This window comes from Levilactobacillus mulengensis, assembly GCF_003946045.1.
GTDB lineage: Bacteria > Bacillota > Bacilli > Lactobacillales > Lactobacillaceae > Levilactobacillus > Levilactobacillus mulengensis.
This window is the reverse complement of record NZ_RHNW01000002.1, coordinates 228172-240268: the sequence shown is the minus strand read 5'-3', so window position 1 is coordinate 240268 and position 12097 is coordinate 228172. Positions and strand designations below refer to the sequence as shown.

Genomic DNA, 12097 nt, shown 5'->3' with positions numbered 1-12097 from the left:
TATCCTGATTTTGGCGTAAAAATTAGGAGGTAGATTATGTTGAAATCTAAGTTACGGTTAGGACTTTCGTTGGGAACCGTTTTGGTCACGCTGGGGTTGGGTGCCCAGGTAGTGGCCACACCCGTTCAAGCGGCCACACATGCGGTGGCGACTAGTGCCAGCACCAAGACTGGGTCACAAATCAAACTGAAAGGTGCCGTCAATGTTCGTGACCTAGGCGGCTACCGAACTAAGACGGGGAAGACGGTCAAGGCCCACGTGCTGTTGCGGGCAGCGGCTCTAAACAAGCTGACCAAGGCGGATGTTCAGAAGCTGAAGAAGACTTACCACGTCCGGACTGATATTGATTTGCGTTCCAAGGCGGAAGCCGCCAAGGATCCCGACGTGAAAATGTCAGGCGTGAACTACGTGTTCGACCCGGTCGTGAAAGATGTTTCCCAACAGTTCTCGCTGACGAGTAAGGATGGCAACAAGGTCATGCAGGACGGCTACAAGGCCATGGTCATGACTAAGCAGGGGCAGACGGCCTACAAGAAGATGTTTAAGGTACTGTTGAAGAATCCTAAGGGCCAAGCTGTGCTCTGGCACTGTACTGCCGGTAAGGACCGGACGGGTGTGGGAACTGCTTTAGTCTTGACTGCCTTAGGCGTGAACCGTAAGACGGTTATGAGTGACTACCTGTTATCGAACAAGTACCTGGCCGCCAGCAATAAGGCCGCCATTCAACAATTGAAAGATAAGGGCGCAGACGCCGCCACCATTAAGATGATGACTGACATGATGAGTGTCAAGAAGTCCTACTTGAACGCGGCCTTCTCTGCCATCAACAAGAAGTATGGGTCAGTAGACAAGTACCTGCAAAAGGGCTTGGGACTGACAAAGGCAGATCAAACGAAGCTACAGAAACTTTACCTGAAATAACGCGGATTAATAAAATAGTACTGACTTTTTAGAAACTTGTCGCGGACAATTTTCTAACGATTCCAAACAAAAACGCTCGTCACCTGCAAAAATAGGTGACGGGCGTTTTTGAGATTAATCTGGTAAAATCTGAACACTTTGTAACTGCTCGCCCACAACCGTCATTTGGAAGGGGCTGGTGCCGTTAAAGCCGTTGCCGCTAACGGTTAGGTTGACCGTCCAGCTGCCGTTGTCATTTTGGGTAGCGGCGACGAGCTCAAAGTGGGATTGCTTACCGATGTTGTCGGTTTGATTCCATTTCGCAATTTCACTGGGGCCGTGGTATTCAGTGCCCCAATCATTCAGGACAGCGTCAGCGGTGAAAAGGGCGACGAAGCCGGTTGAATCAGCGTTATTAGTGGTGGTGATAAAATTCGTAATCACAGTCGGAATTGTCATATTGTGTGTTACCTCCTCAAGTTGCGTTTAGTTAACCACTTTTCCTGGTGGGGGTCAACACTTGTGGGCTAGCTATATTAACGGATCAAATCAGTGAGGTAGTCCGTTCGGTGCGAATAGAGTAGTGGGACGATTTGATTTAGGCGAAACAGACTCAAAATATCTGGATTGATGGACTTACGCTTGCTAGGCGTGTCATTCAGAAAAACGTAGAATTTAGTTGGTCCAGGAACAATTGGCCGTGTTTGCTCGATATCAGCTAACGTGGCCTTAGCTAGTAATGAATTGTTGGCACTACTCAAGACTTTGATGAGTTTGGCGGGAATTTGGTTGATACCGGGAATAGAAAAATCAAATTTATGGATCAGACCACTTTCGCCAACATAGGCCATATTTTGATTGGTCCGAATGTTATTTTCCGTCAGAAAATGGGCAACATCTTCTAGAAAAACTGGAGCGGTTTCAGTTGGTGCTAAGGTGAACATGTCATTGATGAACAAGATTGCCTGAAGTAAACGGTGTTTTGCTTCAGCAAAATGACGACGGTCACTGTGAACGACGAGATCACCGTCACTAAGCTGGACGCCATAAGCAACTAATTGGTTGTGGAAGAGTTTTTGACGGTGGGATGGTCGCGAGAAGGTAATGCCACGTGCGGCCAAATTGTTGAGCGTCCAACCATCATCTGTGAGGAGAATCATGTTGTCTGACTGTTGCAGGGCATACATGACAATCTCATCATCAATTGCGTCGGTGAAGGGACTGTCAATGCGAACGTTTTCTGGACCGAGCTGTTCAAAGGTGGTGTTCGAGTCTAGCCAAGATAGATAATCTTGGTTCAATGAATGTGCATTAAGCATTAGGCAACACCTGCTAACTTTAGATTGATGTAGGTAACGAATTTGGTGATAGCGGTAGTTAGAATGGCAATAGCTGCTGAAACTAGTCAGTCTCCATGTGGTTGCGTCTCCTCTGCGCTGATAGCCATTTAATATCACCTCATCATAGCATGTACGGAGGAGTGGAGATACTGATTGATTAACGAAATTTTTGTATTTGATATGTAAAGAGCTATCAAGTGGCAGGGTTGGCCTAAGCTTATTTTCATCCTATATGGGACGCTACGCTTAAGCCATAGAGGGAGGGGTTCATCTTTATATTACCGGGCTAAATCGACGAAATAGTTCGTTCGGAACGAATATGCTTTAGATAAAGGCTTAACGTGTTATATTAAGGCAACGGAGGTGTTGCGAAATGACTGTAACATCATTACGGTTTAAAGATGATCAATATGAGGCGATTAAAGTATTAGCCGATTTTTATGGCGAAACGGTCACGGCCTTTATGAAAAGAGTAATCTTGGAACGACTAGAAGATGAATCAGATTATCAAGATGTAGTTAAGAACTTACAAGCTAGTCAAGGTGAAGTAGTTTCACGGTATGAAGTTATGACTCACTTAAAGCTTGAATAGATTTTGAAACAAAATAGATTGGCCTATACCTATTGTCAATCCCATGGTACACTAAACTTAAACCACAGAGGGAGCGGATTACCTTGTACAAGATTATCACCAGCGATTTAGACGAAACGCTGCTGCGGACGGATGGCACGATTTCTCGGGCCAACATCGACGCGATTGCGGCGGCCTCGGCCAAGGGCGTGAAGTTTGTGCCCAACACCGGTCGGAGCTTTTTGACGGTGCAAAACCTGTTGAAACAACTGGACCTGTACCAGAAGCCCGGTGAGTATGTCGTGTCATACAATGGTGGCGTGGTCGTGGAAAATCAAGACAATCAAGTCATCGTCAGCAATCAAATGCCGTTTGCGGAAGCGAAAAAGGCGTTTGAAATCATGACGCAGTTTGATGTCGACATCCACGTCTATACGCTGGACCACTTGTACATCTATCGGCCCCGGGCAGATGACATGGCTTACCTCAAGACGCGCGGCGTGACCTTTGACGAAATGACCGGGTCTTTTGACCAATTTGAAAACGAGCGAATCATGAAAGTCATCGTCATGAACCCCGACTTGGGTGTGCGCCAGAACGTTTTCCAAGCCATCACCGCGGCGTTTGATGAGATCAACTGTACCTATTCTTCCGGTATCTATATGGAAGTTAACCACGCCGGCGTCGACAAGGGAACCGCGATTCTGGACCTCGGGCGCAAGCTGGGCGTGGGGGCCGACGAAATCATGGCAATCGGCGACAACGCCAATGACCTGGGCATGCTGACGAAGGTGGGAATGCCCGTTTCCGTGGCTAACGGGATTGATGAGGTTAAACGCGTTGCTAAGTTTGTGACGCCGCACGACTACGAGTCCGGCGTAGCAGACGCGATTCAGGAATTTATCCTTTAGTCTTTGGGCTCGCCTTCGGGCTGGTGAAAATGGGCCGTGACGCTGTGGGCGCACGCTCGGAGCCATAGAGCGGTCTCCGTGCTTACTTTGAGCCGCTGAGAAACGCGTCTAAAAGATATCAGTTGCCTAAGCGGGAAACCCGCTAAGGCAACTCCCACGGCTGAGCCCATTTTCACTAGCCCTGCGGCTGACACTGGTTTAATTCCTTCGTCAGTCGTTGCTGGTGGGTGATGTTGTTCACTTAAATTTAAATTGTTAACGAGGTTGTGGCCGATGCTGCGACCTCTTTTTTATTTGTCAATGCGTCTGGATATCTACACGCCTTGACAGAACCCCCGGAATCCCGTAAAGTAGGGAAACATTCAACAGAGAGGGGTGACAACCCATGAGTATTGATAAATTAATGGCGTGTGCCCCCGCAAACGGACAAGGACGTTTTTCCCTAGATTAACTTTAAAAGGAGAAAAATCTTGAAAAACGTCCGTCAAACAGTCCCTTCCTTGAGATTGATCATTGCGCTGGTAGGGTTTCCCCAGATCAGCGAATCTATTTTCACCCCGGTGTTGCCACAGCTACAGAGTGCCTTTAGCGTGAGTGCCAACCGGGCACAGTTAACCATGAGCACGTACTTCGTCGCCTTTGCCGTTGGCGTCCTGATTTGGGGCCAACTGGCTGACAAATGGGGGCGGCGTCCAGCCATGCTGGCGGGGATTGCCGTCTACCTGGCGGGGAACCTGGGACTGACGCTTAGTCCGACTTTCGGGTGGCTGATTGGCAGCCGGCTAGTTCAGGCGTTTGGCGCCAGTGCCGGGTCTGTGGTGACCCAGACCATCATGCGCGAGAGCTTCAGTGGGCTGACCGGGGCCAAAGTCTTTGCCCGTACCAGTGCCGCCATGGCGTTAGCCCCCGCGCTGGGTCCCTTAATTGGGGGAATCATGCAGACTTACTTTGGCTACCGTAGCGTCTTTGGCACGCTGGTCGCGATGGCCGTGGCCGTTGGGTTGTATGCCGGGGCTTGTTTGCCCGAAACACAACCGATGACGACAAAGGTCAAACGGGTCAATCAAATGGTCCTGTTGCGCCGCTTGCTAACAGACCCGGTCGTTTGGGGTTATGGTTTATTAATCGGTGGTATTAATGGCGTATTGTTCAGTTACTATGCCGAAGCACCATTCATCTTTATCAGCCGTTTTGGCTATTCCGCCGTGCAATACGGTTGGCTGGGATTGATCCTGGCCGGTGCCAGTCTACTTGGCGCCGTGCTGGTCAACTGGCTACTGAACTGGGCAACGCCGGAACAGGTGGCTCTGGGTGGCTTGCTGTTTAGTGTGATTGCTAGTGCGGGGCTAGTGGGTGCCGCTTACTTGGACCACGCGGGACTCTTATTAGCATTTGTATTTCTCACTTTTCTCGGCCTCAACGTGACCCTCCCCAATGCCTTGAACCGCGCGCTGGTGGGTTACGAGGCCGTGATGGGCAGTGCCAGTGGCTGGTTCAGTCTCGGCTACTATTTAGTGGTCAGCGCCTTGACCTATGGTATGAGTTGGCTCCACAATGGGGCCGTTGAAACGCTGCCGTGGTACGTGTTGGGACTATGTAGTGGCATGCTGGTCGGGTTCGTTGGCCTGGTCCAGCGGTCGTCACGAGTTTCTGTGCAAGAAGAGTAAATAGGGTGTCCCGCGGCTGGTCTGGCGACCGGTGCGGGGCCCTTTTTATAAGCAAATTTGTAAGACGTCTGCCCAGAAACCGCGGTATACCGGTGCTATACTGGTGCCGAAGTTTAGGAAGGAGGCGTAGCAATTTGCAGAAAAGATTGGCAACTGTGGCGTTCACTGGCCCCTTGAAACTCAAACGGGAGAGTGTCGCGCCAAAGGCGGTTGACGTGGTGGCCGACGTTGATTTGGCTACCGGGGAGGTCAAGCTGCGGGTCAGTGACCGTGATTTACAAAAACTACGACAGGACGCAGAGCATAGCGTGCGGTGACGGCGTAAATGGGACTAGCAATCAGGACGATTGTTAGCCTTTTTGTTTTCTCGGAATAATTAAGTGAACGTGCCAACACTAGCGGGCGACTGGGGACGACGGAGTGTGATGATTAGAATATAATCAGTTGATGATGAATCAGTCAAAGTTCGTTAAATTATATTTGTCTATCTTTTTCGGCCTGAATCTGGTATAGTCATGAATGTAATAGCTAACATTTATTGATTATAATTATTTTAATGTTCGGATTTTCTAGGAGGAATTGATTGTGGATAAATTCTTTAAACTTAAGGAATCGGGAACAACTGTCGGTACCGAAGTTGCAGCTGGCGTCACGACTTTCTTTGCCATGTCCTATATCTTATTTGTGAATCCAACCATCTTGGGGCAAACGGGGATGCCGCAACAAGCGGTCTTTCTCGCCACAATTATCGCGTCCGTCGTCGGGACCTTGGTCATGGGGCTTTTTGCCAACGTGCCCTATGCGCTGGCACCTGGGATGGGGCTGAATGCCTTCTTCACCTACACCGTGGTTATGGGGCTGGGCTTTAGCTGGCAGCAGGCGTTGGCCTTGGTTTTCTTCTGTGGCATTATCAATATCATTATTACCGCTACCAAGATTCGGAAAATGCTGATCTCAGCGATTCCGATTAACCTTCAACTAGCTATCAGCGGGGGAATTGGGGCGTTCATCGCCTACGTGGGGCTGAAAAACGCGAACTTTCTCCAATTTACCAGTGATGCCAGCAACATCGTGTCAATCAACGGCAAGGCCTTTGATGCCACGCAAAAGGCGTTTGGCCAGGGTATCGGTTCAGTCGTCACGGGTGGTGGCATTGTGCCAGCGCTCCAAGTTTTTAACTCACCGTCATTAGTGCTGGCCTTGATTGGCTTGGTGATTACGGTCATCTTTAAGGTTCGCAAGGTGCCGGGCGCCCTCCTGATTGGAATCCTAACGACGACCATTATTGGGATTCCCATGGGGGTCACCAACCTGCATTTAGCCAGTGGCTTTTCATTTGGTGCGTCGGTCCATCAGCTGGGCACGACCTTCCTGGCGGCCTTTTCTCACGAGGGGATGGGGTCATTATTTGCGGAACACAATCGCGTTATCCTGGTTCTGATGACAATTCTTTCCTTCAGTTTGTCTGACACCTTCGATTCCCTGGGGACCTTCATTGGGACGGGCCGGCAAACCGGGATTTTCTCCGGCAAACGGGAACTTGAGCTGGAAAGCCAACCCGGGTTTAAATCCAAGCTGGATAAGGCGTTATTTGCCGATTCGATTGCGACCGGCGTTGGCTCCATCTTTGGGACGTCTAACCTGACGACCTACGTGGAAAGCTCCGCGGGGATTGGGGCCGGTGGCCGGACAGGGTTAACCAGTGTTGTGGTGGCCGTGCTCTTCTTGGCCAGCTCTCTGGCTTCACCGTTACTATCGATCATTCCGACGGCGGCCATTGCGCCATCACTGATCCTAGTGGGAATCATGATGATGAGTTCCCTCAGCAAGATTCCGTGGCACGATTTAAACGAGGCGATTCCAGCCTTCATGACCACATTTGTCATGGCCTTTGCCTACAACATTACCTATGGGATTGCGGCTGGTTTCATTTTCTACTGCATCGTCAAGGTGGTCTTGGGGAAGGCTAAGGACGTTCATCCGTTGATCTGGATCGTATCGATTCTGTTTGTGATTAACTTTACGGTGTTGGCCTTAGTTTAAGTCGACTTTTGGTTTGATTCGAAACATTATGTGTTGTAGTGAGGCAGATAAAATTTACGTTTTGCTGGGTCAGGGTATATTATTGGTGTACGAGAATCTCCGAGGGCAACGGGACGTTAACTTAAAATTTTGCTCACTTGAACGGTTGTCTCTGAGAGTAACAGGACGTAAATTTAGAATATTACTCAAAAAGTGGTTGGACTAAAATCCAGCCGTTTTTATTTTCTTAAAGCAGTATCTAAATTCACCGAAAAGATTTGCCCCGAAATTACTTAAGTTCAATTTGGTTTTACTGATGTATGATTAACCTTGTAAGAGCAAATAATTCACTCTGGGAGGGTTCTTCATGAAGAACATGTTGAAAGTAGGAACCACTGCTTTAGCCGTTGTTGCTGGTTTAGCTATTGGCGCCAGCACCACCCAATCCGCCAATGCCGCAACCTGGCACAAGGGGACGCCGAAGGTTTTGCGGGGCAAGTGGGTTGATCCGAAGAAAGATAAGACTTTAGACTATTACCCTTGGTTTACAATCAAGTCCAATGCCTTGTTACTGCCATTTGTCACGAATAAGAACATGACTTACCAACACAAGAAGGGTAGTCACGTTTACTACCTCAAGGGGCACGAAATGGGCTGGACCCATGGCAAACTGGTGAATTATTACAAGTTCAAAGTCAGCAAGACCAACCGCAAGCACAAGTCTTACAAGGCTCAGTGGTACGGCTACAAGCAAACCGGTGAAAGTGTTGAAACCTCACCGATTAAGCACCCCACTTACGGTCACGTTTACTATAAATAAATCACTAAAAGTCCGCTTCCGGCGGGCTTTTTTCGCCCAATCGGTGTGGCCAGAAATTATGAGGTCAATCTAGTTGCGCCCCACAACTAGATAGCCTAGAATCAACTTAATTGGAAACATTGTCGGGGCAGAAGAGAGTCGAAGGGAAGATTGCGCTGTGAAAATTGTTAGACGTTTGTTACTTGCCATTGTTTTGGGAATCGGTGTGTTTATCGCTGTCAATTGGCAGCCGCTGTCGACCCAGTTTACCTATTACCGTGCGGCAATCGTGGCCACGCTGACGGGCAAGGCCCAGTCGGCCGCGAGTCAGAGTCAGTCCGGAAATTATCGGGCGAGTGGCTATATCCTGCGCAACACCAGTGATGCCACCACCCAGACCGGTGCGGACGAGACGCCGGTGGAGGAGGCCATGCAGGGACTCTTACTCCAGAAGAAATACTACTATCGTTTTGCCAAGAACACGCCGGAGAAAGTGCGCGAGGTCTTTGCCTACGCCGTCGACGTCTATAATCAGACCGGCATCGTTCAGCTGGTGGCGGGCACCGGAAGTTCCAAGACCAACCAGATCACCTTTGGCACCTATCATAAACGCGAGCCTAAGGGTCAGACCATCATCGAGTACGGCCACGGGGGCCCGCAGATTACGCAGCGCATCAGTTGGCGGGGCATCTTGACGACCAACACGGCCACGGCCAAGCTCAACGCCACCTATCCGCATGCTTTCAAGCGTTCTGTTGCCATTCATGAGTTGGGGCACGCGCTGGGCCTGGACCACAGTTCGGACAAGTCTTCCGTCATGACGCCGTTGGATCATGGCAAGACGCAGCTGTCCACGGCAGATTTGGCCAGCCTACGGGCGATCTATGACAAAGACTAGAGTCGGACGCCCAGTGGATTGCGAGCTAATGCAAACCTGATAATGTATAATTGATTTGTACACAACTGGTTTAGAAGCTAAACATTAAGCACACAATCAGAAGGGATGCGGTTCTATGGCGACGATTTATGAGTTTACCGAAACGGAAATGAGTGGCAGAACCATTGACTTCAAGGACTATCAGGGCAAGGTGCTGTTGATCGTGAATACTGCCAGTAAGTGTGGCCTCGCGCCCCAGTTAGAAGGTATTGAGGCGCTTTACCGCAAGTATCGTGAGCAGGGCTTCGAAGTTTTGGGCCTGCCATCCAACCAATTTCACCAGGAGTTAGCGACCGACGCCGCCACCAGCGACTTTTGCCAGATGCATTACGGGGTCACCTTTCCCATGACCAAAAAGATTGCGGTCAACGGGGATGACGAGGACCCACTGTTTACCTATCTCAAGGCCACCGCGGGTCACGGCCGGATCAAGTGGAATTTCACCAAGTTTCTGATTGGTCGCGATGGTCAGCTGATCGACCGCTACGCGCCAATTACCACGCCTGAGAAGGTGGAACCCGATATTCTTACAGCTCTTCAAAGGTAATCAAAAAGCCGTTGCTACCAACGCTCGCAGGCGCCGATGGCAACGGTTTTCATTTGGCTAAAATTAGTGATTCGTAATCAACATGCCAACGCCCGTGGCTACGATGAGGTAGACAATGGCGGCGATGGCGGTCAACCGCGTGCTTTTGCTCCAAAATTTTTCATCCATGAGAGATTCCTCCGGTTTAGGCAACGTGGGCGTCGGTCGCCGGCGTTGACGTTAATTTTGACTTGTTCAACAACAGGGAACTGGCAACCACGGACAGGGAACTTAAGGCCATGCCCAGACCGGCGATTTCAGGATTCAAAGCCAGGCCGAAGACGGCGAATACGCCAGCGGCAACAGGAATGCCCAACGTGTTGTAGATGAAGGCCCAGAACAGGTTCAACTTGATCCGGTTAAAGGTCTTCTTGCTGAGTTCGAGGGCCCGGACCACGTCCATCAGGTCATTCTTGACCAGGACGATGCCACCGGATTCGATGGCGATGTCGGTCCCGGAACCCATGGCGATGCCGACGTCGGCCGTGGTTAGGGCGGGCGCGTCGTTGATTCCATCACCGACGAAGGCCACCGGCCCCGCGGCCTGGAGTTGCTTGACGTGGTCGGCCTTGTCGCCGGGAAGCACGTCGGCGATGACCGTGTCGATGCCCACTTCGGCCGCAATGGCCTCGGCGACCCGTTGGTTATCCCCGGTCAACATGACCGTCCGTAACCCGCGTGCCTTGAGTGCAGCCATGGCACCAGCGGAACTGACCTTAGGCGCGTCTTGAATGGCAATCAACCCAATGATCCGGTCGGCGATGCCCACGAGGACGACAGTTTTGGCTTCACCTTGTAGCTGGGCCATGCGGTCACTCAGGGTCGCGTCTAACTTGTAATCGGCAATCAATTTATCGTTCCCAATAAAGGCTGGTTGCCCGTCAACTGTGGCCTGAACCCCTTTGCCTTCGATGGCTTGGAAGTTTTCGGCAGCGGTGACGTCAACGTTTTCAGCCTTGGCCTTGTCCAAGATGGCGGCGGCCAGGGGATGTTCTGAGGAAACTTCAAGGTTAGCAGCTACCCGTAAGACCGTGGTTTCGTCGCCGACAATGTCCGTGACCTGGGGATGACCTTCAGTGATGGTCCCGGTCTTGTCGAAAACGACCGTCTTAACGTGGTTAGCCGCTTCGAGGACCTCCCCATTTTTGATTAGGATGCCCATCTTGGCACTGCGGCCGGTTCCCACCATTAAGGCGGTTGGCGTCGCAATCCCTAACGCACAGGGGCAGGCGATGATGACCACGGAAACGGCGAAGAGCATGGCCGTGACCAGGGAGGCGCCAATGAAGACGTACCAGATGGTAAAGGTGGCGATGGCCACAATCAAGACGGCGGGCACAAAGATGTCGGCGACCTTGTCCACGGACTTTTGAATGGGTGCGTGGCTGGTTTGGGCCTTCTTGACCATTTCCACAATTTGGGAAAGCAGGGTGTCGTTACCGACCTTGCTGGCCTTGAACATGAAGGTCCCGTTGCTGTTAATGGTAGCGCCGATGACGTGGTCGCCTGCCTGCTTGGTGACGGGCATGCTTTCACCGGTGACCATGGATTCGTCGATGGTCGAGGTGCCTTCGGTGATGACGCCATCGACGGCAATCTTTTGGCCGGGACGGACGCGGATGATGTCACCGACAGCGACTTCGGCCAGAGGAACCTTGACCAGTTGCCCGTCGCGCATGACCTCGGCGTCCTTGGCCTGCAGGTCGACTAACTTGCTGACGGCGCCGGAAGCGGAGTGCTTCATTTTTTCTTCAAAATACTGGCCCAATAAGATCAGAGTAACCACGAAGGCGGCACTTTCAAAGAAGACGTCCTTGCCGGCTAGCATCGCGTAGAAACTGTACAGGTAAGCCGTGATCGTCCCGATGGCGACCAGAGTATCCATGTTGGCGTGGTGGTGACGGAAGGCGGCCCAGGCACTTTCGATGAAGGGACCCGCCGAAACGGCCATGACTGCTGTGGTGAGGAAGAACATGGTCCAAACGCCGCCGGGCAACATGATGCCGAGTGGGGCGGTAAACATTTCAACTAATAAGGGCAGGGACAGGATGAGTGAGAAGACGAACCGATTTTTAATACTCATGGCTGAACGACCACCTTTCCAAAGAACATGTCCATCCCACAGCTAAATGGGAATTCGCCGGCCTTGCTGGTGTCGATGGTGACGGTGCGGGCCTCGTTTAAGGGGAGGTCTTCACTGAAGTTCAGGCTCTCGGAATGCACTTGGTCCAGACAGCCGGCGTCGTTGATGCGTTTGAAAGTGAGTTCAGCGGGTACGCCTTGGGTGAGTACGACTTCTGCTGGGGAGTAGCCGCCGTTGACGATGACCGTTGCTGATTGTTTGTTTGTCATGATGAAGACCTC

The 12097-nt window shown here is 51.1% G+C and carries 13 protein-coding genes; 9 read left to right on the top strand and 4 right to left on the bottom strand.

What is annotated here, in order from left to right; genetic code table 11:
* Positions 1-36 precede the first annotated feature (36 nt).
* A complete protein-coding gene (locus EKM84_RS03390; RefSeq protein WP_125763667.1) occupies positions 37-921 on the top strand; it encodes a tyrosine-protein phosphatase in 885 nt (294 codons plus the stop codon).
* Positions 922-1035: 114 nt separating this feature from the next.
* Here EKM84_RS03390 and EKM84_RS03385 read toward each other — a convergent pair whose 3' ends face one another.
* Positions 1036-1359 (bottom strand): nuclear transport factor 2 family protein, encoded by a 324-nt coding sequence (locus tag EKM84_RS03385; protein WP_125763665.1) that lies wholly within the window; start codon positions 1357-1359, stop codon positions 1036-1038.
* Between the two features lie 77 nt (positions 1360-1436).
* Complete coding sequence (locus tag EKM84_RS03380; RefSeq protein WP_125763663.1) at positions 1437-2219, bottom strand: DUF1828 domain-containing protein; 783 nt, start codon at positions 2217-2219, stop codon at positions 1437-1439.
* A 394-nt stretch (positions 2220-2613) separates the two neighbouring features.
* Here EKM84_RS03380 and relB point away from each other — a divergent pair, with 394 nt between their 5' ends.
* The 8 genes from relB (at position 2614) to EKM84_RS03340 (ending at position 9694) form a co-directional block, all read left to right on the top strand.
* Positions 2614-2832, top strand: coding sequence for a type II toxin-antitoxin system RelB family antitoxin (gene relB, locus EKM84_RS03375; RefSeq protein WP_125763661.1), 219 nt, complete (start codon positions 2614-2616; stop codon positions 2830-2832).
* A gap of 83 nt (positions 2833-2915) precedes the next feature.
* Positions 2916-3722 (top strand): Cof-type HAD-IIB family hydrolase, encoded by an 807-nt coding sequence (locus EKM84_RS03370; RefSeq protein WP_125763659.1) that lies wholly within the window; start codon positions 2916-2918, stop codon positions 3720-3722.
* A gap of 470 nt (positions 3723-4192) precedes the next feature.
* Complete coding sequence (locus tag EKM84_RS03365) at positions 4193-5389, top strand: multidrug effflux MFS transporter (RefSeq protein WP_125763657.1); 1197 nt, start codon at positions 4193-4195, stop codon at positions 5387-5389.
* Positions 5390-5523: 134 nt separating this feature from the next.
* Positions 5524-5706 (top strand): hypothetical protein, encoded by a 183-nt coding sequence (locus EKM84_RS03360; protein WP_125763655.1) that lies wholly within the window; start codon positions 5524-5526, stop codon positions 5704-5706.
* Positions 5707-5974: 268 nt separating this feature from the next.
* Complete coding sequence (locus tag EKM84_RS03355) at positions 5975-7432, top strand: NCS2 family permease (RefSeq protein WP_125763652.1); 1458 nt, start codon at positions 5975-5977, stop codon at positions 7430-7432.
* Between the two features lie 346 nt (positions 7433-7778).
* A complete protein-coding gene (locus EKM84_RS03350) occupies positions 7779-8231 on the top strand; it encodes a hypothetical protein (RefSeq protein ID WP_125763650.1) in 453 nt (150 codons plus the stop codon).
* A gap of 157 nt (positions 8232-8388) precedes the next feature.
* Positions 8389-9108, top strand: a complete 720-nt coding sequence (locus EKM84_RS03345; RefSeq protein ID WP_125763648.1) for a matrixin family metalloprotease — start codon at positions 8389-8391, stop codon at positions 9106-9108.
* 115 nt (positions 9109-9223) lie between these two features.
* Positions 9224-9694: a glutathione peroxidase gene (locus EKM84_RS03340; protein WP_125763645.1), complete on the top strand. Its 471-nt coding sequence runs from the start codon at positions 9224-9226 to the stop codon at positions 9692-9694.
* A gap of 184 nt (positions 9695-9878) precedes the next feature.
* On the opposite strand, the gene EKM84_RS03335 is transcribed toward EKM84_RS03340, so the two are convergent.
* Positions 9879-11816, bottom strand: a complete 1938-nt coding sequence (locus tag EKM84_RS03335) for a copper-translocating P-type ATPase (RefSeq protein WP_125763643.1) — start codon at positions 11814-11816, stop codon at positions 9879-9881.
* Positions 11813-12085 (bottom strand): cupredoxin domain-containing protein, encoded by a 273-nt coding sequence (locus EKM84_RS03330; RefSeq protein ID WP_125763642.1) that lies wholly within the window; start codon positions 12083-12085, stop codon positions 11813-11815. Before EKM84_RS03330 ends, EKM84_RS03335 begins: the two co-directional genes overlap by 4 nt.
* Between the last annotated feature and the right edge of the window lie 12 nt (positions 12086-12097).

What these genes read in the sequence shown, in the direction of transcription:
- EKM84_RS03330 (WP_125763642.1), bottom strand. Translation starts at nt 12,085, where the DNA reads ATGACAAACAAACAATCAGCAACGGTCATCGTCAACGGCGGCTACTCC.
- EKM84_RS03385 (WP_125763665.1), bottom strand. Translation starts at nt 1,359, where the DNA reads ATGACAATTCCGACTGTGATTACGAATTTTATCACCACCACTAATAAC.
- EKM84_RS03380 (WP_125763663.1), bottom strand. Translation starts at nt 2,219, where the DNA reads ATGCTTAATGCACATTCATTGAACCAAGATTATCTATCTTGGCTAGAC.
- EKM84_RS03350 (WP_125763650.1), top strand. Translation starts at nt 7,779, where the DNA reads ATGAAGAACATGTTGAAAGTAGGAACCACTGCTTTAGCCGTTGTTGCT.
- EKM84_RS03390 (WP_125763667.1), top strand. Translation starts at nt 37, where the DNA reads ATGTTGAAATCTAAGTTACGGTTAGGACTTTCGTTGGGAACCGTTTTG.
- EKM84_RS03335 (WP_125763643.1), bottom strand. Translation starts at nt 11,816, where the DNA reads ATGAGTATTAAAAATCGGTTCGTCTTCTCACTCATCCTGTCCCTGCCC.
- EKM84_RS03340 (WP_125763645.1), top strand. Translation starts at nt 9,224, where the DNA reads ATGGCGACGATTTATGAGTTTACCGAAACGGAAATGAGTGGCAGAACC.
- relB (WP_125763661.1), top strand. Translation starts at nt 2,614, where the DNA reads ATGACTGTAACATCATTACGGTTTAAAGATGATCAATATGAGGCGATT.